We start from the raw sequence: 24,473 nt of genomic DNA, 5'->3' as shown, positions 1-24,473 counted from the left end.
CGCTCCTTTTGGGTGCGACGTTGTGCCGTGTGTACGCCACCCGCAGCCGCTTGGGTGTGCGTATGCCGGGTACGGCGGAAGACAGCCCCGATCCTCGCACAGCGGGGCGAGGCGGTGTCGCGCCGTAGGATTTCCCCGGTACGGGAGCAACGGGCGATCAGGAGCAGCAGCACATCGTGAGCAGCGACAGCGACAGCGACGACGTACGCGACGCACACGCGCGGGACGCCGCACGGGGGACGGACGGCGAGATGGCCGACGAGGTGACCGGCGAGACGGCGGGCGAGACGGCCGGTGGGACGGTCGACGGAGTGGCCGAGGTGGCGGACGAGGTGGCCGGGGACAGCGGGGAGCCCGGCGAAGTGTGGGACGTCGTCGTGGTCGGGGCCGGCCCGGCCGGATCCTCGGCGGCGTACGCGGCGGCGACGGCGGGCCGGCGCGTCCTGCTGCTGGAGAAGGCCGAGCTGCCCCGGTACAAGACGTGCGGCGGCGGCATCATCGGGCCTTCGCGCGACGCCCTGCCGCCGGGCTTCGTGCTGCCGTTCAAGGACCGCATCCACGCGGTGACCTTCTCGCTGGAGGGAAGGCTCAGCCGGACCCGGCGCTCCAAGCGGATGCTGTTCGGGCTGATCAACCGGCCGGAGTTCGACGCCGCACTGGTCGCCGAGGCCGAGAAGGCCGGCGCGACCGTCCGTACCGGCACAGCGGTGACCCGCGTGGAACAGCACGGCGCGGCCGTGCCCGACCGGCGCACCGTCGCCGTGGTGCTCGCCGACGGGGAGACCGTGCTGGCCCGCGCCGTGGTCGGGGCGGACGGCAGCGCGAGCCGGATCGGCGCGCACGTCGGGGTCGAGATGGAGCAGGTCGACCTGGGCCTGGAGGCGGAGATCCCCGTCCCGGACACGGTCGCGGAGGACTGGAAGGGCCGGGTCCTGATCGACTGGGGCCCGCTGCCCGGCAGTTACGGCTGGGTCTTCCCCAAGGGCGACACCCTCACGGTGGGCGTCATCTCCGCCAAGGGCGAGGGCGCCGCGACCAAGCGGTACCTGGACGACTTCATCGCCCGGCTTGGACTCGCCGGATTCGAGCCGGCGGTGTCCTCCGGGCACCTGACCCGCTGCCGCAAGCCCGATTCGCCGCTGTCGCGCGGCCGGGTGCTGGTGGCGGGCGACGCCGCCGGACTGCTGGAGCCGTGGACCCGGGAGGGCATCTCCTTCGCGCTGCGCTCCGGCCGGTTGGCGGGAGAGTGGGCGGTGAAGATCTCCGAGGCGCAGGACGCCGTGGACGCGCGCCGCCAGGCGCTCAACTACGCCTTCGCCGTGAAGGCGGGCCTGGGCGTGGAGATGGGCGTCGGCCGGCGGATGCTGGCCCTCTTCGAGGCCCGGCCGGGGCTGCTCCACGCGGTGATCACCGGCTTCCGGCCGGCGTGGCGGGCCTTCGCCCGGATCACCCGGGGATCGACCACGCTGGCCGATCTGGTGCGTACGTATCCGCTGGCGCGCAGGGCCCTGCAGGCACTGGACGCGAGGCAGGCGGTCCGCAGCGGCGGGGCCGACAGGGCCTAGCGGAGTCCCTCGGCGGCAGGGCCTGGGCCAGGCGACAGGGCCGGACGACACGGTTCGGAACAGCTCGGCACGGCCCGGCACGGTGGGAGACGGTTGCGGCTCGTGGCCCGGCGTCGGGGCGGGTTCCGGTCGCCCGGCGGCCCTGTCGTCTCGGTCGGGGCCGAGGCCGGCCGGCCGGGCCGTGTGCCGTCGGCCCGGCCGTGCCCCCGGTTGCCGGTTCCGGGTCCATGCCGCCGGCGGCGCGGCACGGCCGGGCGGCGGCGTGCACGGCCGGCGGCCGGCCGCATAGGCGGGCGGCCCGGGGATGGTCAGTTCGCGACCGTGATGCGGAAGACGGGGTGGTCGGCCGCGGCCGATCGGAGTTCCGCCTCGGAGGAGCCGGCGGTGACCCCCTGGAAGAAGCGGTTGACCTCCCAGCCCCACTTCTCCAGGTAGGCGCGCAGGACGGCGGCCTGCCGGCCGGGGTCCGTGACCTCGGTGGCGGTGAAGGCGCGCACCTTGCGGCCCACGCGCAGCTCGCCGCCGCCGGCCGCCCGCATGTTGCGGACCCACTGGGAGTGGCCGCGGGCGGAGACCAGGTACTGCCCGCCCTCGAAGGTGTGCGGGTTGACCGGGATCCGCTGCATCACGCCGGACGTGCGGCCGCGAACCGACAGCTCTGCGGTACCGGCGAGGCTGATGCCGATACGCGCCAGCTTGCCGAGCACCGAGTTGAGGCGGGTGGCGAAGCGGCCTGCCTGGGCGTAGTACGGGCTGGGCGCGGTCATGGTGTCCTCCGGTGCGGTGATCCAAAGGGAGAGCAGTGCTCTCGTCTGAGACCAGTGTGCACGGATCGGTGCTCCAAAACAAGAGCAGCGCTCTCGGTTGAGTGCGTCGCTCCGATTGTGGGGCAGTGCTCCGTCCCGTGGCAGACTGCGCCCATGAACACCGTGCGAGGGGCCCGCGAACGGGCCCGCATCGAGGTCACCGCCGCCATCAAGGACGAGGCCCGCCGCATGCTGGGGGCCGAAGGCGCCGCCAAACTCTCCCTGCGCGCCGTCGCCCGCGAGCTCGGCATGGTCTCCTCCGCCCTCTACCGCTACTTCCCCAGCCGGGACGAGCTGCTCACCGCGCTCATCGTCGACGCGTACGACAGCGTCGGCGCCGCGGCCGAGGACGCCGACGCCCGGGCCCTCGCAGCCGGTGCGCAGCCCCGCGCCCGCTGGGTCGCCGTCTGCGAGGCGGTCCGCGCCTGGGCGCTGGAGCATCCGAACGAGTACGCGCTCATCTACGGTTCCCCCGTCCCCGGCTACAGCGCTCCCGCCGACACCGTCGGCCCCGCCTCCCGGGTCGGCCATACGCTCATCGCGGTCCTCCGTGCCGCCTACGAGGGCCGTGGCCTGGCTCTGCCCCCGCTGCCGGCGGCCCTGCGCCCCGAAGCCGCCCGGATGACCGCCGACTTCGCCGAGGGCCTGCCCCCGGAGGTCACCGCCGCGCTGGTCGCCGCCTGGGCTCAGTTGGTCGGCCTGATCTCCTTCGAGGTGTTCGGTCAGTTCCACAAGGTGGTCGAGGACCGGGCCGTCTTCTTCACGCACGCCGCGGGCCGGCTGGCGCACGGGGTGGGGCTGCCCGCCGTAGGAGAGGAGCGGTGACGGGTGAGGTGAACCTGGCCGGTTCCGGCGCGGATTCACGCGATGCGGCGACACGTCGCTCTTCTGTTTGTCCGACGAATGCAGGCGGTTCAGCCTTGAAGGAACCGCCGCCCGTCTAGTGTTCCTCGGGTCGAACTCCCAGCCGCCGCCGGAGGAACGTTCATGCGTCGCGCCGCGAAGGCCCTGTACGCGGTTCTTGTCACCGCGTTACTCGCCGCCCCGTCGCCCGCCCCGTCCCCCGCCGCCACGGCGCCGGCCGCGGCCGGCGGCGAGGACCCGGCGCGGGCCCGCGCGAAGACGCCCTCGCTCCCACCCGCGCCCACCCCCACCGAGCCTCCCGTACCGCGGATGCCCGGCGTGCGGGGCCTGGAGGTCGGGGTTCCCGCGTACGTCTGGGCGAACGACCGCATGCTGGCCGACCTCACCGCCACCGGTCCGGCCGCCTCCGTCGTGGTCCTCAACCCCGGCAACGGCGACGCCCCCTTCGACGCCGCCTGGCGGGCCCGGGCCGACGCCCTGCGCGGCGGCACCACCGCCACCGGCGAGAGGACCAAGGTGCTCGGCTACGTCCACACCGACCACGGCAACCGCGACGCCGCCGCCGTCAGGACCTCCGTCGACAACTACCTCAAGTCCCCCGACGGCCGCCTCCACGTCGACGGCATCTTCTTCGACGTCGTCAGCCGCGACTGCGGTCCGGACAACGCCACGCGGGACCACTACGCGGACCTCCGCCGCTACGTCGAGGACGCCCTGAGCGCCACCGACCCCGCCGTCGACGGCCTCGTGGTCAACAACCCCGGTACGGCCATAGCCGACTGCTTCCTCGAGCCCGGCCACCGGACCGCGGACGTCTTCGTCACCTACGAGGACACCCACGCCGCCTACACCGGCGGCGGCTGGCTCGGCGGCAACGTCTTCGATCCGCTGAAGGGCTACCGCGCCGGCACTGAGCTCGACCCCGACGGAACGGCGTTCTGGCACCTGGTGCACGGGGTTCCGGACGCCGGCGCGATGCGCTCCACCCTCCGTACCGCCTTCGACCGGGGCGCGGGCTACGCGTACGCGACCAGCGCCGCGATGCCCAATCCCTGGAACACCGGCCCCTCGTGGCACTTCCGCAGCCAGACCGAGCACGCCGCAACCGTCGGCTGACCGCCGGGCACCCCGGCTGATGGACGACCGGTCTTGATCCGCGGGAGGCGCCGCTTCCGGGCCCTCACCGTCACCGTCGCAGCGGGCCTTGCCGGCGAACCGACGCCCCGAGGCCGTCGCCGAGCGCGCCGGGCGCGCGCCCCGGGAGCGTGCGGCCCTCCCGGGCGGATCAGCGGTAGTCGTCCGGGTGCCCCTGCATCCACGTGTTGATCTTGTCCCGGGTGCCGATCAGCGACGCCTGGTGCTTCTTCAGGTTCTCGAAGGACCGGTCGCCGCCCAGTTCGCCGTCGAGCTTGGCGATCAGTGCGAGGGGCTCGGGGAAGTGGCCGGGCCCCTTCGGGTCCGCCTTCATCGCCCGGTCCAGGCGGTGGAGTTCGTCGTAGACCCGGTTCAGGAAGTAGGCGCACTGCGCCGGCGTGCAGGTGTCGTCCAGCGTCGCCTGGAGCCCGGCGAACGCGTCCCGCACCTTCTCGGCCGGTACGGAGCCGGGAGCCGAGGCCGAGGCCGAGGCGGAGGCGGAGGCGGAGGCGGGGGGCGAGGCGGGCGCGGAGGCCGGGGCGGAGGACGCGGCGGGTGCCGGAGAGGACGACGCGGGCGCGCCGGGGGGCGCGGCTGCCGGGTCCGCGCCGCAGGAGACGGTGAACGCCGCCAGGGCGACCGCCAGCACCGTGGCGCTCCGCGCGGTGGAAAGGAACATCTGCTACCCCCATGATCGTCGGAGCGGCCGACCCTACCCGCCGGTCGCGGCCCGCCGCGCAGCCCCGCCCACCGCCGCCCGCGGGCCCGGCCGGCATCCCCCTCGACCCCCTTCGGCCCCTCGGCTCCCTTCGGCCCCTCGGCCCCGCGCCACCCCGGCCCGGCGCTGGCCGGTCGTCTCAGATCCCGGCTGTCTCGCTCCACAGCCGCGCCAGCGCCAGGTCCCCGGTGACCCCCGGCCCCGCCAGGGGCAGCCGGTTCCACAGGGCCGCGTACAGCCAGGCCGCCTCGCCCGACACCTCGCAGTCGACCGGGTCGTCCGTGGCGCCCCGCACCGTACGGGCCGGCTCGGCCGAGAGGTGTACGGTCCACACCGCACCCGTGTCGAAGGCCCTGATCCGCAGCACCCGGGGCTCCGGGGTCCGCATCCGGCTGCGCGGCCGCGCGTGGAAGCCGGTCAGCAGCTCGTCCACCCCGTCCTCGGCGAACTCCGGCGCGACCGGCGACACCGACGGGAACGCGCCGCCCAGCGCCGCCTCCGCGTCCATCCGGTGCACGGCCGTCTCATGCGCCTGCCGCCGCGCCCAGAACGCCAGCGGCGAGGGCGGGGCCGTCGGCAGGAAGGTCCAGCACTGCACGTCCGCCGGAGCCTGCTCCAAGGTCCGCACCAGGTCGGCGTGCCCCTCGCGGAACCAGGCCGGCAGCTCCGCGTCCGCCAGCTCGGGCGCCTCCGGGAACGGGAACGGGTCGCGCCGCCCCTCCGCGACGAAAGCGGTCGCCCAGCGGTGGACCGAGCCGGTGTGCCGGAGCAGATCGGCGACCCGCCACTGCGGGCAGGTCGGTACGGGGGCGTCCGTACCCGCCCGTTCCGCGAGCTCCGAGAGCAGCTCACCCTCCCGCTCCAAGGTCTTCACGAATTCGATGATCTCCATGCGGGAAGTCTGTCAGCCGGTCCGCGACAATCAAGGTATGGACGGGGAACTCTTCCCGCGGGAGCGGACCGAGATCGCGCCGGGCGCCGTGCACGTGCCCGACTGGCTGGAAGCCGCGCGGCAGCGGGAGCTGCTGGCCGCCTGCCGGGCCTGGGCCCTGCCCCCGGCGGGCCTGCGCACGGTGCGCACGCCCGGGGGCGGCACGATGACCGCCCGGCAGGTGTGCCTCGGCCTGCACTGGTATCCGTACGCCTACGCCCGCACCGCCGTCGACGGCGACGGCACCCCGGTCAAGCCGATGCCCGGCTGGCTCGCCGACCTCGGGCGGGAGGCGGTGGCCGCCGCGTACGGGGAGCCGCCGGGGCAGGAGGTCGTCTACGACATCGCCCTGATCAACTTCTACGACGGCGACTCCCGCATGGGCATGCACCGCGACGCCGAGGAGCGTTCCGGGGCGCCCGTGGTCTCGCTCAGCCTGGGTGACACCTGTGTCTTCCGCTTCGGGAACACCGCCTCGCGCGGCCGTCCCTACGAGGACGTGCGGCTGCGCAGCGGTGACCTGTTCGTCTTCGGCGGACCGAGCCGACTGGCCTACCACGGGGTGCCGAAGGTCCTGCCGGGCACGGGCCCGCGGGAGCTGGGGCTCACCGGCCGGCTGAACATCACGCTCCGGGTCGGCGGGCTGGGCTAGGTCCTGTCGTCAAAGTGGCGCGGGTCGGGCCAGGCGGGACTTTGCCGACGGGGCCTGGCGGGAGGCGTCCGGCACCCTCCGATCATGCGAGGATCGGGTGCATGAACGGCAACGGGGCCCCGCCGGGGGTGGGGGATGTGACCACGGTGTCCACGGCTTCCGCGAGGACCAGACTCGAGCGCGGCCGCGGCGCCCTCGGCCCGGCGCTGGAGCTCGTCCACACCGGCCGGGCCCCGACCAGGGCCGTCCTGACCGCGGAGCTGGGCGTCACCCGTGCGACTGCCGGAGCGGTCGCGGCCGAGCTGGAGGCGCTCGGGCTGATCCGCGTCGACTCGCGGCCCGGCGGCGCGGGCGGCACCCAGGGCCGCCCCTCGCACCGGCTCTCCGTGGCCGAGAACGGCCCCGTGGCGCTGGCCGCGCAGGTGCACCCCGACGGGTTCCGGGCGGCGCTGGTCGGCCTCGGCGGCCGGATCGTGGCCACCGCCCCGGGCAAGGTGACCGTCTCCGCCGATCCGGCGCAGGTGCTGGGCGCGGTGGTGGAGGCGGGAGCCGAGCTGCTCGCGCAGACCGGGCGGCGCTGCGTCGGCGCCGGCCTCGCGGTCCCCTCGGCCGTCGCGGAGCCGGAGGGCACGGCGCTGAACCCGCTGCACCTGGCCTGGCCGGCCGGGTCTCCCGTACGGGCCGTTTTCGCACAGTGCGTGAAGGCCGCCGGGATCGACGGACCGGCCCTGACCGGCAACGACGTCAACCTCGCCGCCCTGGCCGAACACCGGCACGGCGCCGGGCGCAGCGCGCAGCACCTGCTGTGCGTGGCCACCGGGCACCGCGGGGTCGGCGGGGCGCTGGTGCTCGACGGCCGCCTGCACAGCGGGAGTTCCGGCCTGGCCCTGGAGGTCGGGCACCTCACCGTGAACCCCGAGGGGCGGGCCTGCCACTGCGGCAGCCGCGGCTGCCTGGACGTGGAGGCCGACCCGCTGGCCTTCCTCACCGCGGCGGGCCGCAGCCCCGGGCCCGAGGTCTCGCTGCTGCAGCAAGCGCGGGACCTGCTGCGCGGGGAGTATGCGCAGCCGTCGGTACGGGCTGCCGCCGAGGAGCTCATCGACCGGCTCGGGCTCGGTCTCGCCGGGCTGGTCAACATCCTGAACCCCGACCGGATCATCCTCGGCGGGCTGCACCGGGAGCTGCTGCACGCCGATCCCGAACGGCTGCGGGCGGTGGTCGCGGACCGCAGCCTGTGGGGACGCAGCGGGAGCGTGCCGATCCTGCCGTGCACCCTGGACCACAACAGCCTGGTCGGTGCGGCGGAGCTGGCGTGGCAGCCGGTGCTGGACGACCCGCTGGGCGCCCTGGGCCCGGCGGCGTAGCCGGCCGGGCGCCTGGCACGGGCGTGCCTTTCGGATCAGGCCGGGCGGCCTGATCCGAAAGACACGCCCTAGCCGGGCCCGGCGCCGACCGGCGCCGCCACCGAGATGCCGGCCGAGACGGCAGCCGGGTCCGCGGTGACGAGTGCGGTCCGGGCGGGTTCCCGTACGGGCTTGGTCGTGATCCGCACCGGGCGGGGCGCGGCCACCGGCGCGGGCGCCGCGGTCAGGGAGAACCAGACCACCTTGCCCGGTCCGTCCGTCTGGTGCCGGGCGCCCCAGGCTTCGCTGACCGCCTCCACGAGCGCCAGCCCGCGGCCGCAGGTGTCGAGCGTGTCCAGCGCGTCCAGGGCCGCCTCCCGGAGCACCGGGAGCCTCGGATCGCTGTCGATGACCGAGACCGTGAGCCGGCCGAGGCGGAACTCGATCTCCACGGTGCAGGTCTTGTCCGGCAGCGCGTGGCGGTGGACGTTGCTGAGCAGTTCCGTCACACCGAGCGCGGCCCGGTCGATGAGCGGATCGAGCTGCCAGTGGCGCAACTGGGCGGAAACGATCCGGCGGATCTGTCCGATACGCGCCGGCAAGGCCTGCAGTTCGACGACGCAGTGCCTTCTGGAATGACTGATCACGGCTGCGACTCCCCGACATGAGTGTTACGGGTGCTGCACCCTCGGTAATGCTCCACCAGGGTCACCCACAGTGCCCCGCAGTGCAACCGAAAGCGACCAAAAGCGATCCGCATGGAAACCCAAAGTGACGGTTTGTGCAGGTGAGGGAGGTACATTGCGAAAGCGGGGGGCGGGTACACGCACGAAGGAGCAGGGCGCATGAGCACCATCGGCACCAGCGGGACGACAGACACCACCGGAAGCACCGGAAGCACCGGTACGACCGCCACGACCCTCGACGTCGACCGCAGCGACGCGCACTACCGCGGCTGGCTGAAAGAAGCCGTCCGCAAGGTCCAGGCCGATGCCAACCGCTCCGCGGACACCCACCTGCTGCGCTTCCCGCTCCCCGAGGAGTGGGGCATCGACCTCTACCTCAAGGACGAGTCCACCCACCCCACGGGCTCCCTCAAGCACCGCCTGGCGCGTTCGCTGTTCCTCTACGCGCTGTGCAACGGCTGGATCCGCCCCGACCGCCCGGTGATCGAGGCGTCCTCCGGCTCCACGGCCGTGTCCGAGGCGTACTTCGCCAAGCTGATCGGCGTCCCGTTCATCGCCGTCATGCCGCGCACCACCAGCCCGGAGAAGTGCCGCCTGATCGAATTCCACGGCGGCGCCTGCCACTTCGTGGACGACCCGATGAAGATGTACGAGGAGTCGGCGGAGCTCGCCGCCCGCACCGGCGGCCACTACATGGACCAGTTCACCTACGCGGAACGGGCCACCGACTGGCGCGGCAACAACAACATCGCGGAGTCGATGTACCAGCAGCTGCGCCTGGAGCGGTACCCCGAGCCCGCCTGGATCGTGGCCACGGCCGGCACCGGGGGCACCTCCGCGACCATCGCCCGCTACGTGCACTACATGCAGCACGACACCCGCGTATGCGTCCCGGACCCGGAGAACTCCTGTTTCTTCGACGGCTGGACCAACAACGACCCGCACGCGAGCAGCGACTGCGGATCGCGCATCGAGGGCATCGGACGGCCGCGCATGGAGCCGAGCTTCGTCCCGGGCGCCGTCGACCGCATGATGAAGGTCCCGGACGCGGCGAGCGTCGCCGCCTGCCGGGCCCTGGAGGCGGCGATGGGGCGCAAGGCGGGCGGTTCCACCGGCACCGGGCTGTGGAGCGCCCTGAAGATCGTCTCGGAGATGGTGGCCGACGGCCGCAAGGGCAGTGTCGTCACGCTCCTCTGCGACCCGGGCGACCGCTACCTGGACAAGTACTACTCGGACGCCTGGCTGGCGCAGCAGCGCATCGACATCGCCCCGTACGCGAAGACCATCGACACCCTGCTGACGACCGGGGTCTGGCGCGAGCCGTCCGCCTCCTGACGACAGGGCCCAGTGCGTCACCGGCCGGACGGGCGGCGGGCGGCGAGGCGCTGGTCCAGGGCGCGGACCGCGGTGCGGAAGGAGCGGCCCAGTCCCGGGCGGGCGGCCCTCAGGGCCAGCCGGAAGGGGGCCGGGCCGTCCGCGGCGAAGGTCCACCGCACGTGCGTGCCCGGCCCGGCGGGCGTCAGCCGCCACTCCTCGAGCAGGGCCCGCACGCCGGGCGCGTTGGTCTCGTCCACCCGGTAGGCGTACCGCTGCTCCGGATCCGCCGCCATGACGGTCTCCTGGAACCTCACCCCGCCCCGCAGCCGGACCTCCCGGCCCGCGCGGCCGTGCGTGGGGCGGGCCAGCGTGACCGCCCCGAACCACTGGGGCCAGCCCTCGACGTCGTCGGCCAGCGCCCGGTACACCGCCTCCGGCGGCGCCGCCGTCCGGGCGGTGTGGACGAGCCGCACCGGCGCCGTCTCGATGAAGTCCAGCCCCACCGGGCGGAGTCGGCGAACCATGGGCGGTACCTCCCGTGGGTGCGAACGGCGGAGCGTACGGGGTGCCGGGCGGCTGGTGTCGAACGGGCGCGCGGGTCACCTTAGCTGGCTGATCGTCAGGTGTCCGGCGCGGAGCGGATTTTCCCGGGCGCGTCCCGCGCGCCCCTGGCCACGGTCCCCGGGGCGCGGGATGCTGGGATCCGCGCCGATCCCCGCCCCCGCCCCCGCGAGCGGAGCCAGCCGTACCGGAGCCGCCGGAGATGCAGGAGACCCCTCACACCCCTGACACCTCTCAGACCCCTGGGCTTCCGTCACCCTCACCCCCGCGTCCGGCCTGGCCCCCGCCCCTCGCCCTCGAGTTGCTGGTCCACGGAGTAGCCGGCGCCGCCCCCGCCGAGCTGCTCGGCGACCCGCGCACCGTGCGCGTCACCGGGGACTCCACCGCCGCCGTCTTCCGCCGTACCGAGGACGCCGACGCCGAGGCCCGGCCCGAGCGGTACGCCGGGCGGCCCGTGCCCGAGGTCTACTGCTGGTCCCGCCTGACCTCCGGCAACGGCGCCCGCGCCCTGTGGCTGCTGCTCCTGCCCTTCATGGTCGTCAACCTCGCCCACTGGGCCCGGCCGGCCACGCCCGCCGCCGATCCCGCCCCGCGCGCGGTCCGCACCTACGGGGTGCTGGTACGGGTCCTCGCGCTCAGCCTGACCGTGCTGCTGATCGCGGCCGCCTGCGAGGTCGCGCTGGACCTGCTCGCCTGGCAGTGCGCCGGCTCCCGGGCCTGCACCGGCGACCACCCCTGGCTGGGCTTCCTCGCGGACGGCGGCTGGTGGGCCCAGCCAGGGCGCCGGCTCGCCCTCGGCGCGCTGGTGCCCGCCGCCCTGACGGGGTTGCTCTGGTACCTCTCGAACCGGACGTGGAGCGCCTACGAGTCCCAGCCGCCGCCCCTAGGCGCCCCCGACCCGGACAACGCCTCGGACACCGCGCCCGACCTCGGCCGGCCGGGGTTCTGGTACGGCCGGCGGATCGTTGCCAGGCTGCGCGCCGCCCACACCGCCGCCGGGCTGCTCACGGTGGCCGCGGCCGTCGCCGTACCCGCCGCCCGCCACGACCGCGCCGCCGGAGCCCCGGCACTCGAAGCGGCCGGCTGGACCCTGACGGCGCTGCTCGCCTCGGCGGCGCTCGTCGTGGCCTGGGTGGTCTGCCGGCGTGGCCGCAGCGAGGCCCGGCCCGACCACCGGCTCGACGGGGCCGCCGTCACCCTGCTGCCCGGCGCCGCCCTGGTGCTCCTCGCCGCGGTCCTCCTGTACGCCAGCTGGTCGCGCCCCGGCTGGACCTCCGCCGGGCGGCTCCCCGGTGACGCCGCCTTCGGCGTGCTCATGCTCGGCCAGGGGCTGTGCGTGCTCGCCCTGGCCGCGGTCGCCGCCGGCCTGCACCGCCGTGCCCCCGATCCGGCCGCCGCCCTGCACGGCCTGGGCGGGCCCGCCATCGCCATGCTGGGCTGTGCGCTCGGCGGGGTCATGACCGGTGGGGTCGCCCAGCGCGTCGCCGACTGGCTGGACGGGGGCGCCACCCCGGGGATGGCCGGGGCGCCGCTGCCCGGCCCGCCCGTGCTGCTGTCCTGGCAGGCCGCCGTGCTGCCCCCGCTCCTCCTCGTCCTCGCGCTGCTCGCCGCGTGCTTCGCGGGGCGCGGAGCCCGGGCCACGCGCGCGCTGGCCGCGACCGTCGCCGCCGAGTATCCGGGGGAGGTGCCCGACCGGTCGCGGAGCCGCCGGATCGCCGGGGCTCGGGCCGCCGCCGCGCTCACCGACTCGGCGCCCTGGTTCGTGGCGGCCGTCTCGGGGACCACCCTGCTGCTCGGCGCGGGGGCACTCGCCGGAGCGTGGCTCGGCGGGCGGGTCCCGGGCGAGGCGGCCCGCGGGCACGGCCCGCTCCTGGAGGGCGCCGCCCGGGCGGCGCAGGACACCGGCTCTTGGCTCGTCGGGCTCGGCTTCGTCCTGTTCGTCACCTGGGGTCGGCGCGCCTACCGGGATCCCGCCGCACGCCGCACCATCGGCATCCTGTGGGACGTCGGCACCTTCTGGCCGCGCGCCGCCCACCCCTTCGCGCCGCCCTGCTACGCCGAGCGGGCCGTACCCGATCTGACCTGGCGGATGACGGCGTGGACCGGTCGTACCGGAGGACGCCTGGTGATCTCCGGTCACTCCCAGGGCAGTGTGCTCGCCGCCGCGGCCGTCTGGCAGCTGCCGCCGCCGGTGCGCCGCAAGGTCGCCCTGCTCACCTACGGGTCGCCGCTCGGCCGGCTCTACGGCCGCTGGTTCCCGGCCTGCTTCGGTCCGGGCCCGCTCACCGCGCTCCACCACGAGCTCGACTGCTGGCGCAACCTGTGGCGGGCCACCGACCCCATCGGGGGGCCGGTGCTCCCCGGCGCCGCGCAGGACGTGGACCGCGGCCCGCTCGCCGACCCGCTCGCCTACGGCCGCAGCACCCGCCACCCGCTGCCGGCGCCGATCCTCGGCCATTCCGACTACCAGGCCGATCCTGCCTTCGCCGCCGAACGCGACGCACTGCTCGCCCGCCTCGGCCCCGAGCCGCCGGGCGGGCGTACCGTCCCCTGCGGACCCCCGGGGCGGAGTCCGGGCCGGGCCGCCGGGGACGCGCCGGGTCAGGCGGCCGGGGACGTGCCCGGGCAGCGGCTCAGCAAGGGGCGGGCTGGGCCGGCCGGGGCGGCAGATCCGCCGGGAACAGCAGGGTGAGCTCGTCCGTACTGGGCTCGCGCAGCTGCGCCACCCGCCCGGCGTGCCGCTCGACCATCGACTCGAAGGTCTGGCGCGCGGTGCGCCCGTTGCCGAAGCCCGGACCCTTGGGAAGCTCCGTGAAATAGCCGAGCAGCGCCTCGGCCGTGCCCTCCCCGAGCCGGTACTCGTGCTCCTCCGCCTGCTGCTCCACGATCCGCAGCAGCTCCGCGGGGCCGTAGTCGCCGAAGGTGATGGTCCGGGAGAAGCGGGAGGCGACACCAGGGTTCACGGTCAGGAACCGCTCCATCTCCGCCGTGTACCCCGCGACGATCACCACCACCGCGTCCCGGTGGTCCTCCATCAGTTTCACCAGCGTGTCGATCGCCTCGCGCCCGAAGTCCCGGCCCGAGTCCTCGGGCGCCAGCGCGTACGCCTCGTCGATGAACAGGACCCCGCCGCGTGCCCGGTCGAAGGCCTCCTGCGTACGGATCGCCGTGGACCCGATGTGCTCACCGACCAGGTCCACCCGCGACACCTCCACCAGGTGCCCCCGCTCCAGGACTCCGAGCGAGGCGAGGATCTCCCCGTAGAGCCGGGCGACCGTGGTCTTGCCCGTGCCGGGGGAGCCGGTGAAGACGAGGTGCCGGCGCACCGAAGCGGCCTTCAGGCCCGCCTGCTGCCGCCGCCGGCCCACCTCGATCATGTCGGTCAGCGCGCGCACCTCGCGCTTGACGCTGTCCAGGCCCACCAACTGGTCGAGCTGGCCCAGCACTTCGCCGGAGCCGCGCGCGGGCGCCGGGGCCCCGCCCTGGCCCTCCGCCGCCTCCCCCGTCCGCGCCGGGGGGACCTCCGCCGCACGCGGCGGAGGGCTCTGCGCCGCCCCGGCCGTCCGGAGCTCCGCCCGCGCCCCGGCGAAGGCGCCGCCCGGGGCGGCCTGCGTCACCGGCCGCGGACCGGACTCGTCACCCGTGCAGCCCTCGGCGACCGGCCCGTCCTCCGGGAACTCGTACCCCCCGCGCGCGCAGCGCTCGGTGTGGCAGCGGGCGAGGGTGGTGCGGCAGCCGTCGAGGACGTGGAAACCGAAGCCGGCGCTGCCCGTCACCCGGCAGGCCGTGAAGCTGCCGCGGCCGCCCGCCGACACGTAGAAGCCGGATTCGGCGGGGGAGGTGACCGTGCACCGTTCCACGGTGGGGTCGGCGCCCTTGGTGACGATCACACCGGTCTGCACGGCGTCGATGGTGCAGTTGGCCAGAGTGCCACCGCTGCCGTGGTCGCGGAACCAGGCCCCGGTGGCCGCCTCGCGGATCCGGCAGTCGTCGAGCTGGGCGGTGGCCCCGTCGCTGACCGACACCGCCGTGTTGCGCACCTGGGACAGATCGCTGTCGACCACGTCGACCCGTGAACCCCGGTCCAGCACGAACAGGGCGTCCGGCACGTCGTGGACCCGGCAGGAGTCCAGCGAGGCGGTGGCGCCGTCGCTGATCCACACCGCCGGATAGTCGCCCGTACTGTCGTGGATCTCGCAGCCCTCGGCGTCGACCCTGGTCCCCGGGTCCCACACCGACAGGCCGTTGCGGCCGAAGCGGCGCACCGTCGTCCGGCTCAGGGTGAGCACCGCCCGGGACCGCAGGTCGACGGCGTTCTCGGGGATGTCGTGGATGTCGCAGCCGGCCAGGGTGAGTGCCGCGTCGGTGTCGAGCGTTACCCCGTCGGCGGAGGTGCGGTGGACCGAGCAGTCCGTGAGCCGGGCCGTGGCCCGGGCGGCGACCTGCACCCCGCTGCCCTTGATCTCATACACCTCGCAGCCCAGCGCCTCCAGGACGGAGCCCTCGCCGGTGACGCCGATGCCCGCGCCCGTCGCGTGGTGGACCCGGCAGCGCTCCAGGCGCGGGCGGGCGCCGCCGCGCACCGAGATCCCGGTCTGGCCGGCGGCCACCACCTCGCACTCCTCGAACACCCCTCCGCCGCCGTCCAGTACGGAGATGCCGACCCCCGTCGGGTTCTCCACCGTGCACCGCCGCACCAGGGGCCGGGCGCCGCTGCCGCGCACCTCGATGCCGGCCGCCGAGCGGGTGCTCACGCGCAGGTCCGTGAGCTCGGGGGCGCCGTCCTCGACGAGCAGCGCGGGAGCAGCCCGGTCCTGGCCCTCGAGGTGCAGGTCCTGGATCACGGCGGAGGCGCGCACGGTCAGCGCGACCCCGTCGGGCGGGGCGATGCGCACCGAGCCCAGCCCGCCCTCGGGACCGCGCAGGGTCACGGCACGGTCCAGCACCAGGTTCTCCCGGTAGGTGCCGGGGGACAGGGACAGCACGTCCCCGTCGCCCGCGACGGCCAGGGCCGCGGCCAGCGTCGGATATTCACCGGAGCGGCGCCGCCAGCGCGAGGCCCCGCCGTGCGTCACCTGGACCGTGCCCTGAGCCATGGTGCTGTCGTGCCCCCGCCCTCGTACTCGCCGGGCCGCCGATGCGCCCGCTCTGGTCTGGCCGGTCCACCGTAGCGCGCGCGGGGCCCCCGAGTTGCCAGGTCAACTGCCCGCGCCTGCCCGGCCCCAGTCCTGCCCCGCCGCCGCCCAGGCACGGTCCAGGTCCAGGTACCGCCGATGCACCAGCCTCCGTACGACCAGGCGCCGGACCGTCTCGGCCAGCGCAGCGGCCGCGAGTGCCGCGGCCAGGCCCGCCACCGCCGCGTGGAGCGCGGCCACGTCCGGGTCGAGCGGCTGCCCGACCAGCCTGCCGCGCGCGTCGGTCCATATCCGGAACTGCTCGCCGGGGCGCGGCGGTTCCTCCGCGGCGGGCACCGTCCCCTGGTGGGTGCTGCCGTCGGGCGCCGTCCACGCGGCCACCACCCGCGTCCGGGACGGGGCCGTCCGGTGCGCCGACGCCTCGCCCGAGCCGTCCCCCGGCTCCCCGGCCGGCCGGACGACGACCGCCGGTACGAGATGCCGTTCCTGCCGCTGCGCGAGCACGGCCCGCTGCAGTGTCCCGTCCACCTGTACGCCCGCCGCGCAGCCGATGGCCGGAGCCACCAGCAGGACGCAGAGCAGCGCCGCGAACGCCACCCACGCCTCGAAGAGATCGGTCGGCCGGCGCAGCGGATTGCGCCGCCAGCGCCACACGCCCATTGCTGTCCACACGGTCCGGCTCCCCCTGCCCACGCCAGCCATCCGTCCTGTCCTGACTGATCCAACGGTGTGGTCGCACCGGTGGTTCCAGTCCGGGGGCAGAGCCCCCCGAAGGTGTCATTCCAGAACGCGGACCTCATCGCCGACGCGTATCGTGCCCGGCCGCACCGGCACCAGCTGCCGGCCGAAGGCCAGGGACGTGCCGATCCGCCGGTGCGCGGCCAGGGTCCGCAGCGGCTCCTTGCCCCGCTCCGCCGTCAGCGGGTCGATCGTGGTGACGACGCACCGGCCGCACTCCCGGACGCCGCGGAACACCGCGTCGCCGATCGCGATGCGCCGCCAGCCGTCCTCCGCCCACGCCTCCGCCCCCGCGACGACCAGGTTGGGCCGGAACCGGGTCATGGGCAGCGGGCCCTCCGCCGGATGCTCCCCCTGGGCGATCCACGCGTTGAGCGCGTCCAGCGAGGCCGTCGTCGCGAGCAGCACGGGGTAGGCGTCGGCCAGGCTCACCGTCTCACCGGGCAGCGCGTACCGAGGGTCCACGGGCCGCCGTACGGCCGGGTCGTCCAGATGCACCAGTCGCACCGGCGCCCCGAGGTACGTGCTGAACCAGTCGGCCGCGGTGCTGGACGCGGCCACCGTCTCGACCTTCTTCCCGAACAGCCGGACCGGTTCCGACGGCGCGGGTCCGGGCACCTCCACGCCGAGGTCCGGCATGCCGGGTGCGGACAGCACGATGCCGCCCCCGTCCGCCGGGCGGGCCCAGGCCAGGGTCAGCCGAGCTTGTTCGCGCTGTGTGACGACCGCCCCCCACGCGTCGACGAGCGCCCACCGGCGGTCCCCGGACAGACCCCAGGGCTCCACGGCCACCTCGTCGGGAGCGGCCCCCGCTACCGATTTGACGGGATGGACGTGAAGCGCCTGGACGTGCAAGTTCGACATGGGAGCATCCTGCCAGCCGCGCCCGCGGCGGCCGCGGCGGATATCCGAGGACCGGTCAGTAGCTGCGTCCCTGGTACGGGCGGCCGTACGGGTCGTCGTACGCGGCGGCCGGGACCGGCGCCGGAGCCTGCATCGGCCGCGGCGCCGCCGGGCGCATGGCCTCGTACCCGGTGGTCGTGGCGACCGGACGGGGCTGCTGCGGCTGGGGTTGCGGCACGTACCCGCCGCGCACCGCCTGTTGCTGGGGGATGTACGGCGCGGGTGCCTGGCTCAGCGGCATGGGCTGCGGCGCGGCCTGCTGCTGGTAGGGGTAGCCGTACGCCGGGGCCTGCTGCTGCGGCATCGCCGGGGGCAGCGCGGGCAGGGAGGACGCGAGGGCCGGCAGGTACCCGCCGGTCGCATACCCGCCGCTCGCATACCCGGAGCTCGGGGCCTCGTAGGCGGCCGGAACGCGGATCGGGGCGATCTGCGGAGTGCCGCGTTCGGCGACGAGCGAGTCGTAGATGGGGGTGTCCGGGAAGGAGGGCGCGGAGTAGTAACCGCCGCCATAAGTGGAGCGGGGGGAGGTCATGGGACCTAAGTTAAGCCCACGGCTTCACCGGGTCCATAGCGAAGTGTCGTCAACCCCGTCCTGACCTGCATATTCGCAGGTCAGAATGGCACCTTTCACTTGGCGTCCACGTGCACGATTCGCCGCTTCCGCCCGAGCTTGTACGTACTCGTACCCACCGGTTGTGCCATGCACCGACTTGGTGTTGACGCAGCGTCACAATCCGGTGACCTCGGATGACGTTGCCCCGGGCAGGAGTTCGCGGTCTCAGGCGTCGCTGGGACGGGCGTAGGTGCGGCCCTTCCAGGCCGCCCCGCGGCCCCGGTAGTGCTGCACGGCCGAATCGACGGTCATCAGCAGGTACAGCAGCGCCGTGAACGGAAGCAGCGGAGCGAGCGCCGGGGACTGCCGGTAGTACCGCAGCACCGGCAGGTAGGTGCCCGCCATCAGGAGCCAGGCCAGGCCGCCGGCCCACGCGGTCGCCGGCCGCCCGGACGCGAGCCCGGACAGGAGGGCGGCCGGCGGTACGAGGTAGACGAGCACCAGACCCGCGACGGTCCCGGCGAGCAGGACCGGTTGGTGGCGCAGCTGCGCGTAGGCGCTGCGCGAGACCATCCGCCACAGGTCCCCGAGCGCGGGGTACGGGCGCACGCTGTCGATCCGCTCGGCGAGGCCCAGCCAGATCCGGCCGCCGGTGCGCTGCACCGCGCGGGCCAGGGACACGTCGTCGATGACGGCCTGGCGGATGACGTCGGGCACGCCCGCGCGGACGGCGGCCTCGGTGCGCAGCAGGACGCAGCCGCCGGCCGCGGCGGCGGTGCGGTTGCCGGGGCGGTTGACCCGGCGGAAGGGGTAGAGCTGGGCGAAGAAGTACACGAAGGCCGGTACGACGAGCCGCTCCCACCCGCCGGCGACGCGCAGCCGCGCCATCTGGGAGACGAGGTCGAGGTCGGCGGAGGTCGCGGCGGAGACCAGCTCGCGCAGGCTGTCCGGCTCGTGCGCGATGTCGGCGTCGGTGAGGAGCAGGTACTCGGGTTCGGCGGCGTGCGCGGTACGGGCGAGCACGATGCCGTGGCGCAGGGCCCAGAGCTTGCCGGTCCAGCCGGGGGGCGGGGCACCGGGGGAGGTGACGGTGAGTCGGAGACCGGGCTGCTCGTGGGCGAGGCGCTGGGCGAGGGCGCCGGTGCCGTCGGTGCTGCCGTCGTCGACCAGGATCACCTCGGCGTCGCCCGGATAGTCCTGGGCCAGCAGGGAGGGCAGGCTCCGCGGCAGCACCCCGGCCTCGTCCCGGGCCGGGACGACCACGGCGACGGAGGGCCAGCGCGCGGGGGCGGTGCGCGCGGGCAGCCGGACGTCGGTGCGCCAGAACATGCTCCGGCCGAACGCGAGGAAGAGCCAGGCGGCGAGTGAGGCGTAGGCCGCACAGGCGGCGAGGAGGGTGCCCATGGCGGCAGTGTGCCGCGCCCCGCGGGAGGTGTCCCGCACCCGGCGGGGGACGGCCGCGTGTCCGCCTGTCGGCTGCGCAGCGCGATGCCGGACCGCTGCGCGGCACACGGCCCGTCCGCTGCGCGGCATACGGCCTGTCGGCTGCGCGGCGCGATGCCGGACCGTTGCTCGGCATACGGCCCGTCCGCTGCGCCGCCCGATGCCGGACCGCCCGCCGGGGAGCCGCGGGGCGGTGCGGTACGGGAGTCCGGGGCGGGGGCAGGTGCGGGACCGGCTTCCCGGGGGCTTTCGGGGGTCCCGTGGGGGGTGTCGACTAAGGTGGGCGGGTGAAGATCGCGCTCATGGACTCCGGAATCGGCCTGCTCGCTGCGGCCGCGGCGGTGCGGCGGCTGCGGCCGGACGCCGAGCTGGTGCTGTCCTCCGACCCCGACGGCATGCCCTGGGGTCCGCGGACGCCCGACGACCTCACCGGACGGGCCCTCGACGTCGCCCGGGCCGCCGCAGCGCACCGCCCCGACGCGCTGATCGTCGCCTGCAACACCGCCTCGGTGCACAGCCTGCCGGCCCTCCGGGCCGAACTGGAGCCCGGTATCCCGGTCATCGGAACCGTGCCCGCGATCAAGCCGGCCGCGGCGGCCGGCGGCCGGGTGGCCATCTGGGCCACCCCCGCCACGACCGGCAGCCCCTACCAGCGCGGGCTGATCGGCGCGTTCGCCGCCGGGGTCCAGGTCACCGAGGTGCCGTGCCCGGGCCTGGCGGACGCGGTGGAGGCCGCCGACGGCGACGCCGTGACGGCCGCCGTGACCGCGGCCGCCGCGCTGACCCCGGCCGACGTCACCGACGTGGTGCTCGGCTGCACGCACTACGAGCTGGTCGAGACCGCCATCCGGGCCGCGCTGGCCGCGCGGACGCGGACGGCGGCCGGGCTGGCCTTCCACGGATCCGCCGAGCCGGTCGCCGTCCAGGCGCTGCGCCGGATCGGCGCCCGGCCGGAGCCGGGCCTGCCCGCCACCGGCGGCCTGACCGTCCTGCGCAGCGGCCGCCCCGGCGCACTGCCGGCCGCCGCCCTCGGGTACGCGGAGGGCCGCCTGCTCGCGGGCCGCGACGCCGTCCTCGGCTGACCAGCGGCAACCCCGGCCCCCCCTGCGCTCCCCGGCCTACGCGCCGCTGCCCGCTGCCAGGCGCCGGGCGAGGGAGCCGGCGCCCCCAGCGCGTCGCCCGCCGCCGAGCCCAGGACGGCCCCCACCGCCCGGTCGATCCGCGTGGGACGGGTCGCCACCCTGGTCATCGTGTCGTCTTCCGTACGTCGCCCGCGTGAACGCGCCACCCTATCCACGGTGGCGGTACCGCGGATGCGTAGACCCCGACCGCCCCGCCCGGAGGCCCGGCGGTCCAGGGCCGCCGCGTCCCCCATCCGGATCTCGGCGTGCAGCATCCCGCCCCAGGTCACCCCGGGCGGGTGCGCTGGGTCGACCGACCGGGCGAGAGGCGGTGGCGCACATGCGGAACGTGAGTACGCTGCTTCACATGACCGGTCACCCCCCGGGTCCGCTCTGGACGGGACGGGCCTCCAACCGTGCGCAGTGGCTGCTCGCCGCGGCCGGCGCGGCCTGTCTGGCGCTCGGCGTCCACCTCGCCGTCGACGACACCTGGGCCGACGCCGCCACGCCGCTGCTCATGTCCGTCGTCGGCTGCCTCGCCGCCGGGCTGCTCATCCTCTACGGCACCCTCGCCTTCGTGCACGTCGCCGTCACCGTGGACTCCGAGGCCGTCGTGGTCCGCTGCGGCCACGTCGGGTTGCCGCGCCGCACGATCCCGCTCGCAGAGGTGGCGTCCGCCGACTTCCTCCCGGGGATCACCCCCACGCACTGGGGCGGCTGGGGTTACCGCTGGCGCCCCGAGAAGGGCACCGCGATCATCGTCCGGCGGGGCGAGGGGCTGGAACTGAGGCTGGAGGACGGCCGGCTCTTCACGGTCACCGTCGACGACGCGGAGAACGCCGTCCGTGTCATCCGCGCCCACCTGCGGGCCCTTGCCCGCTGACATCCGGCTGCACGACGTACACTCCGCCAGATGAGCAGCAGTGTCACCCGCGCGGCCGGGAACGAGCCCGCGGACCCCTCCGCCGCAGTCCCGGCAGCACCCGCCGCGGAAACCGTGGCGCCCTCCTCCGCCGGTTCCGCCGGGGCCGGGAAGCGGAAGGCCGCCTGGCTGCTGCGCTCCCTGCTCGCCGCCCTCGCCGGCGTGCTGCTCTACCTCAGCTTCCCGCCCCGCCCCCTGTGGTGGCTGGCCCCCCTCGCCCTCGCGCTGCTCGCGGCCTGCCTGCGCGGGCGCCGCGCCCGGGCCGGCTTCGGCCTCGGGCTCCTCGCCGGCCTCGGCTACCTGCTGCCGCTCCTCGTCTGGACCGGGGAGGAGGTCGGCCCCGTGCCCTGGCTGGCGCTGGCCGCACTCGAAGCCGTCTTCATCGGCCTCACCGGCCTCGGGATCGCCCTCGTGAGCAGGCTTCCCGCCTGGCCGGTGTTCGCCGCGGCCGTCTGGGTCGCGGGCGAGGCCCTGCGCGCCCGCGTCCCCTTCGGCGGGTTCCCCTGGGGGAAGCTCGCCTTCGGCCAGGCCGACGGCGTCTTCACCCCGCTCGCCGCGCTCGGCGGCACCCCGCTGCTCTCCTTCGCCGTGGCCCTGTGCGGATTCGGGCTGTACGAAGCGCTGCGCACCGCGTTGGACCACCCCCGCCGGGCCGCCGCCGCCCTCGCCGCGCTCACCGTCGTGGCCCCCGTCGGAGCGGGCCTCGCCGCCCGCCCGCTGGTCTCCGACGCCGCCGAGGACGGCACCGCCGTCGCAGCCGTGATCCAGGGCAACGTGCCGCGCCTGGGCCTCGACTTCAACGCCCAGCGCCGCCAGGTGCTGGACAACCACGCCAAGCGGACCGAGCAGCTCGCCGAGGATGTGAAGGCGGGCCGCGTCCCCAAGCCCGACTTCGTGGTCTGGCCGGAGAACTCCTCGGACCTCGACCCGTACTCCCAGCCCGACGCCTTCGAGGTCATCGACCACGCGGTCAAGGCGATCGGCGTGCCCGTGGCCATCGGCGCCGTCGTGTCCCCGCAGACCGGCCCGCTGCGCAACACGATGATCCTCTGGGACCCGGTGGGCGGCCCCACCGCGACCTACGACAAGCGCAAGATCCAGCCCTTCGGGGAGCGCATCCCGATGCGCTCCGTCGTCCGGCTCTTCAACTCCGACGTGGACCGGGTCCAGCGCGACTTCGGCCCCGGCAAGGACCCCGGCGTCTTCGACATGGCCGGCAGCGGCGTCGGCATGGTCACCTGCTTCGAGGCCGCCTTCGACGACGCCGTCCGCTCCACCGTCCGGGCCGGCGCGCAGGTGATCGCCGTACCGAGCAACAACGCCACCTTCGGCCGCAGCCAGATGACCTACCAGCAGCTCGCCATGGACCGGATCCGCGCCGTCGAGCACAGCCGGACCGTCCTCGTGCCGGTCACCAGCGGGGTGAGCGCGGTGATCCGCCCCGACGGGACCGTCGAGCGGCAGACGGCCCTGTTCACGGCGGACGCGCTGGTCACCGAGATCCCGCTGCGCTCCACCGAGACCCCCGCGACCCGGCTCGGACCGCTGCCCGAGTACGCGCTGCTCCTCGTGGCCGCCGCCGGTGCGCTCTGGACTCCGGCCCGCCGCATCCGCGCCCGCCGGGGAGCCGACCAGCGCGCCGACCGGCCGGCCGGCGGGAGCCTTGGGGTCGGGGGATGACCACACCCGACTTCATCCGCGAGATCCGCGCCACGGCCGGGAACCGGCTGCTCCTGCTGCCGGGCGTGACGGCCGTCGTCGTCGACGACCGGGGCCGGGTGCTGCTGGGCCGGCGCTCCGACACGGGCCGGTGGTCGGTGATCGGCGGCATCGCCGAACCGGGGGAGCAGCCCGCGGAGACCGCCGTGCGCGAGGTGTACGAGGAGACCGCGGTGCGGTGCGTGCCCGAGCGCGTGGTGCTCGTCCAGATGCTGGCGCCGATCACCTACCCCAACGGCGATGTCTGCCAGTTCCAGGACATCACCTTCCGCTGCCGGGCGACCGGCGGCGAGGCGTGCGTGAACGACAGCGAGTCGCTGGAGGTGGCCTGGTTCGAGGTGGACGCCCTGCCGCCGCTGGAGCCCTTCGCCCTGGACCGCGTCCACCGCGCCCTGCGCGACGAGCCGACCTGGTTCGAGGCGCCGGCCACGGCCACGGCCACCGAATGACGCGTACGGGATGACGCGTACGGTCCCTGGCGGGGGCAGCCGGCGTCAGTCGGCGTGGGACGCCTCGCGGTAGAGCCGCACCGCCCCGTCGCCCATCAGCGCGCTGTAGGAGACCTCCGGCACCGTGCCGCCGCCCTCGTAGCCGCCGAGGACCCCGGCCAGGGCGCCGTCGACCAGCCACGGACTGCCGCTGGTTCCGCCGCTGAGGTCCGGGCACTCGATGCGGCGCTGCGTCGACGAGAACAGGGCGGTGGTGTTGGCGCAGCGCAGCGGGGCGTCCTCGCTGCTCGGGTACCCGATCACGGTCACCGCGGCGTCGGCCGGCTGCCGCGCGACGACCGGGAAGCCGCCCACGAGGTCCTCGATCCGCTCGGACCCCCCGCCGTCCGCAGGGGCCACCGTCGCGAAGGCGATGTCGTCGTCCGGGTCCTCACCGTCCGTCCAACCCGGGGCGAGGTGCACACCGGTGATCCGCCACGTGCCGTACGGGGCCTCGCCCTCCCGGTAGCCCGGCGCGAACACGGTGCCGTCCGGATCGTCCAGGCAGTGCGCGGCCGTGGCGATGACGTCGCGGCCGTCGCTGCGCACCACCGCGGCGGTGCAGAAGTGCCCGCCGTCGAGGCCGCCGGCGAAGAGCGCGCCCACCCGGGCCGCCACCGTGTCCGGCGCGGCCCGCGCGGTGACGCCGGGCGGCGGCCCGGCCGCCGCGTCGGGCAGGTCCACGCTGACGAGCGCGGCCATCGCGGCCAGCGCCGCCACGGCTTGTGACGCCCGCCGGGCACGGGCGCAGGTCTGGGCACGAGCGCGGCCGTGGGCGCGGGGCTGGGGGAGCGCGGGGCGGATCATGTTCCGACCCTGCCCGGCGAACCTGTGTCCGGAGCCCGATGTTCCGTATGAATCCGCTGTGAATCGT

General features: G+C 75.3%; 22 protein-coding genes. 11 read left to right on the top strand and 11 right to left on the bottom strand.

Translation table 11 applies throughout. The features are described from left to right. Positions 1–362: 362 nt before the first annotated feature. Positions 363–1,565: a geranylgeranyl reductase family protein gene (locus AC07FY_RS15720; RefSeq protein ID WP_479006353.1), complete on the top strand. Its 1,203-nt coding sequence runs from the start codon at positions 363–365 to the stop codon at positions 1,563–1,565. 308 nt (positions 1,566–1,873) lie between these two features. Here the strand turns inward: AC07FY_RS15720 and AC07FY_RS15715 are convergent, their stop codons facing one another. Next, positions 1,874–2,332, bottom strand: coding sequence for a nitroreductase/quinone reductase family protein (locus AC07FY_RS15715; protein WP_479006006.1), 459 nt, complete (start codon positions 2,330–2,332; stop codon positions 1,874–1,876). Between the two features lie 153 nt (positions 2,333–2,485). Between AC07FY_RS15715 and AC07FY_RS15710 the strand changes: the two genes are divergently transcribed. Together AC07FY_RS15710 and AC07FY_RS15705 are read left to right on the top strand one after the other, a co-directional pair. After that, complete coding sequence (locus AC07FY_RS15710) at positions 2,486–3,196, top strand: TetR/AcrR family transcriptional regulator (RefSeq protein WP_479006003.1); 711 nt, start codon at positions 2,486–2,488, stop codon at positions 3,194–3,196. Positions 3,197–3,358: 162 nt separating this feature from the next. Further along, positions 3,359–4,351, top strand: coding sequence for a spherulation-specific family 4 protein (locus tag AC07FY_RS15705; RefSeq protein ID WP_479006001.1), 993 nt, complete (start codon positions 3,359–3,361; stop codon positions 4,349–4,351). A gap of 169 nt (positions 4,352–4,520) precedes the next feature. On the opposite strand, the gene AC07FY_RS15700 is transcribed toward AC07FY_RS15705, so the two are convergent. Together AC07FY_RS15700 and AC07FY_RS15695 are read right to left on the bottom strand one after the other, a co-directional pair. After that, on the bottom strand, positions 4,521–5,048 hold the full coding sequence (locus AC07FY_RS15700) for a hypothetical protein (RefSeq protein WP_479005998.1): 528 nt from the start codon (positions 5,046–5,048) through the stop codon (positions 4,521–4,523). 178 nt (positions 5,049–5,226) lie between these two features. Continuing rightward, the gene (locus tag AC07FY_RS15695; RefSeq protein WP_479005995.1) at positions 5,227–5,979 is read right to left on the bottom strand and encodes a maleylpyruvate isomerase family mycothiol-dependent enzyme; all 753 of its coding nucleotides are present in this window, start codon (positions 5,977–5,979) and stop codon (positions 5,227–5,229) included. A gap of 37 nt (positions 5,980–6,016) precedes the next feature. On the opposite strand from AC07FY_RS15695, the gene AC07FY_RS15690 reads away from it, so the two are divergent. Further along, entirely contained in the window at positions 6,017–6,670 is a 654-nt protein-coding gene (locus AC07FY_RS15690) for an alpha-ketoglutarate-dependent dioxygenase AlkB family protein (protein ID WP_479005992.1), read from the top strand. A 101-nt stretch (positions 6,671–6,771) separates the two neighbouring features. Then, positions 6,772–8,034 carry an ROK family protein gene (locus AC07FY_RS15685; protein ID WP_479005989.1) on the top strand — a complete coding sequence of 421 codons (1,263 nt, stop codon included), beginning with the start codon at positions 6,772–6,774 and terminating at the stop codon, positions 8,032–8,034. Between the two features lie 68 nt (positions 8,035–8,102). On the opposite strand, the gene AC07FY_RS15680 is transcribed toward AC07FY_RS15685, so the two are convergent. Further along, a complete protein-coding gene (locus AC07FY_RS15680; RefSeq protein WP_479005986.1) occupies positions 8,103–8,660 on the bottom strand; it encodes an ATP-binding protein in 558 nt (185 codons plus the stop codon). A 198-nt stretch (positions 8,661–8,858) separates the two neighbouring features. Here AC07FY_RS15680 and AC07FY_RS15675 point away from each other — a divergent pair, with 198 nt between their 5' ends. Further along, positions 8,859–10,034: a PLP-dependent cysteine synthase family protein gene (locus tag AC07FY_RS15675; protein ID WP_479005983.1), complete on the top strand. Its 1,176-nt coding sequence runs from the start codon at positions 8,859–8,861 to the stop codon at positions 10,032–10,034. 17 nt (positions 10,035–10,051) lie between these two features. Here the strand turns inward: AC07FY_RS15675 and AC07FY_RS15670 are convergent, their stop codons facing one another. After that, positions 10,052–10,540, bottom strand: a complete 489-nt coding sequence (locus tag AC07FY_RS15670) for an SRPBCC family protein (protein WP_479005981.1) — start codon at positions 10,538–10,540, stop codon at positions 10,052–10,054. A gap of 239 nt (positions 10,541–10,779) precedes the next feature. Here AC07FY_RS15670 and AC07FY_RS15665 point away from each other — a divergent pair, with 239 nt between their 5' ends. Next, positions 10,780–13,269, top strand: coding sequence for a hypothetical protein (locus AC07FY_RS15665; RefSeq protein WP_479005978.1), 2,490 nt, complete (start codon positions 10,780–10,782; stop codon positions 13,267–13,269). On the opposite strand, the gene AC07FY_RS15660 is transcribed toward AC07FY_RS15665, so the two are convergent. From AC07FY_RS15660 to AC07FY_RS15640, 5 genes are all read right to left on the bottom strand, one after another. Further along, positions 13,211–15,673, bottom strand: coding sequence for a right-handed parallel beta-helix repeat-containing protein (locus AC07FY_RS15660; protein WP_479005976.1), 2,463 nt, complete (start codon positions 15,671–15,673; stop codon positions 13,211–13,213). The genes AC07FY_RS15665 and AC07FY_RS15660 overlap by 59 nt on opposite strands. 102 nt (positions 15,674–15,775) lie before the next feature. Continuing rightward, positions 15,776–16,384: an Rv1733c family protein gene (locus tag AC07FY_RS15655; protein WP_479005974.1), complete on the bottom strand. Its 609-nt coding sequence runs from the start codon at positions 16,382–16,384 to the stop codon at positions 15,776–15,778. 105 nt (positions 16,385–16,489) lie between these two features. Further along, entirely contained in the window at positions 16,490–17,314 is an 825-nt protein-coding gene (locus tag AC07FY_RS15650; protein WP_479005971.1) for an MOSC domain-containing protein, read from the bottom strand. Between the two features lie 55 nt (positions 17,315–17,369). Beyond that, on the bottom strand, positions 17,370–17,885 hold the full coding sequence (locus tag AC07FY_RS15645; RefSeq protein WP_479005968.1) for a DUF6643 family protein: 516 nt from the start codon (positions 17,883–17,885) through the stop codon (positions 17,370–17,372). Positions 17,886–18,131: 246 nt separating this feature from the next. Continuing rightward, positions 18,132–19,310 carry a glycosyltransferase gene (locus AC07FY_RS15640; RefSeq protein ID WP_479005965.1) on the bottom strand — a complete coding sequence of 393 codons (1,179 nt, stop codon included), beginning with the start codon at positions 19,308–19,310 and terminating at the stop codon, positions 18,132–18,134. A gap of 326 nt (positions 19,311–19,636) precedes the next feature. Between AC07FY_RS15640 and AC07FY_RS15635 the strand changes: the two genes are divergently transcribed. The 4 genes from AC07FY_RS15635 to AC07FY_RS15620 all read left to right on the top strand — a co-directional run bounded on the left by AC07FY_RS15635 (position 19,637) and on the right by AC07FY_RS15620 (position 23,560). Then, the gene (locus AC07FY_RS15635; RefSeq protein ID WP_479005963.1) at positions 19,637–20,431 is read left to right on the top strand and encodes a glutamate racemase; all 795 of its coding nucleotides are present in this window, start codon (positions 19,637–19,639) and stop codon (positions 20,429–20,431) included. A 406-nt stretch (positions 20,432–20,837) separates the two neighbouring features. Then, complete coding sequence (locus AC07FY_RS15630; protein ID WP_479005961.1) at positions 20,838–21,353, top strand: hypothetical protein; 516 nt, start codon at positions 20,838–20,840, stop codon at positions 21,351–21,353. A gap of 30 nt (positions 21,354–21,383) precedes the next feature. Continuing rightward, entirely contained in the window at positions 21,384–23,072 is a 1,689-nt protein-coding gene (gene lnt, locus AC07FY_RS15625) for an apolipoprotein N-acyltransferase (RefSeq protein WP_479005958.1), read from the top strand. Further along, positions 23,069–23,560: an NUDIX hydrolase gene (locus AC07FY_RS15620; protein WP_479005955.1), complete on the top strand. Its 492-nt coding sequence runs from the start codon at positions 23,069–23,071 to the stop codon at positions 23,558–23,560. The genes lnt and AC07FY_RS15620 overlap by 4 nt, the downstream gene beginning before the upstream one ends. A 45-nt stretch (positions 23,561–23,605) precedes the next feature. Here the strand turns inward: AC07FY_RS15620 and AC07FY_RS15615 are convergent, their stop codons facing one another. Then, a complete protein-coding gene (locus AC07FY_RS15615) occupies positions 23,606–24,406 on the bottom strand; it encodes a trypsin-like serine peptidase (protein WP_479005953.1) in 801 nt (266 codons plus the stop codon). Positions 24,407–24,473: the final 67 nt, after the last annotated feature.

The sequence above is a fragment of the Streptomyces sp. NPDC045967 genome (assembly GCF_056430495.1).
The sequence above is the reverse complement of the archived record's forward strand: the minus strand, read 5'-3'. Positions and strand labels throughout refer to the sequence as shown.

What these genes read in the sequence shown, in the direction of transcription:
- AC07FY_RS15715 (WP_479006006.1), bottom strand. Translation starts at nt 2,332, where the DNA reads ATGACCGCGCCCAGCCCGTACTACGCCCAGGCAGGCCGCTTCGCCACC.
- AC07FY_RS15710 (WP_479006003.1), top strand. Translation starts at nt 2,486, where the DNA reads ATGAACACCGTGCGAGGGGCCCGCGAACGGGCCCGCATCGAGGTCACC.
- AC07FY_RS15705 (WP_479006001.1), top strand. Translation starts at nt 3,359, where the DNA reads ATGCGTCGCGCCGCGAAGGCCCTGTACGCGGTTCTTGTCACCGCGTTA.
- AC07FY_RS15700 (WP_479005998.1), bottom strand. Translation starts at nt 5,048, where the DNA reads ATGTTCCTTTCCACCGCGCGGAGCGCCACGGTGCTGGCGGTCGCCCTG.
- AC07FY_RS15695 (WP_479005995.1), bottom strand. Translation starts at nt 5,979, where the DNA reads ATGGAGATCATCGAATTCGTGAAGACCTTGGAGCGGGAGGGTGAGCTG.
- AC07FY_RS15690 (WP_479005992.1), top strand. Translation starts at nt 6,017, where the DNA reads ATGGACGGGGAACTCTTCCCGCGGGAGCGGACCGAGATCGCGCCGGGC.
- AC07FY_RS15685 (WP_479005989.1), top strand. Translation starts at nt 6,772, where the DNA reads ATGAACGGCAACGGGGCCCCGCCGGGGGTGGGGGATGTGACCACGGTG.
- AC07FY_RS15675 (WP_479005983.1), top strand. Translation starts at nt 8,859, where the DNA reads ATGAGCACCATCGGCACCAGCGGGACGACAGACACCACCGGAAGCACC.
- AC07FY_RS15670 (WP_479005981.1), bottom strand. Translation starts at nt 10,540, where the DNA reads ATGGTTCGCCGACTCCGCCCGGTGGGGCTGGACTTCATCGAGACGGCG.
- AC07FY_RS15665 (WP_479005978.1), top strand. Translation starts at nt 10,780, where the DNA reads ATGCAGGAGACCCCTCACACCCCTGACACCTCTCAGACCCCTGGGCTT.
- AC07FY_RS15660 (WP_479005976.1), bottom strand. Translation starts at nt 15,673, where the DNA reads ATGGCTCAGGGCACGGTCCAGGTGACGCACGGCGGGGCCTCGCGCTGG.
- AC07FY_RS15650 (WP_479005971.1), bottom strand. Translation starts at nt 17,314, where the DNA reads ATGTCGAACTTGCACGTCCAGGCGCTTCACGTCCATCCCGTCAAATCG.
- AC07FY_RS15645 (WP_479005968.1), bottom strand. Translation starts at nt 17,885, where the DNA reads ATGACCTCCCCCCGCTCCACTTATGGCGGCGGTTACTACTCCGCGCCC.
- AC07FY_RS15640 (WP_479005965.1), bottom strand. Translation starts at nt 19,310, where the DNA reads ATGGGCACCCTCCTCGCCGCCTGTGCGGCCTACGCCTCACTCGCCGCC.
- AC07FY_RS15630 (WP_479005961.1), top strand. Translation starts at nt 20,838, where the DNA reads ATGACCGGTCACCCCCCGGGTCCGCTCTGGACGGGACGGGCCTCCAAC.
- lnt (WP_479005958.1), top strand. Translation starts at nt 21,384, where the DNA reads ATGAGCAGCAGTGTCACCCGCGCGGCCGGGAACGAGCCCGCGGACCCC.
- AC07FY_RS15620 (WP_479005955.1), top strand. Translation starts at nt 23,069, where the DNA reads ATGACCACACCCGACTTCATCCGCGAGATCCGCGCCACGGCCGGGAAC.
- AC07FY_RS15615 (WP_479005953.1), bottom strand. Translation starts at nt 24,406, where the DNA reads ATGATCCGCCCCGCGCTCCCCCAGCCCCGCGCCCACGGCCGCGCTCGT.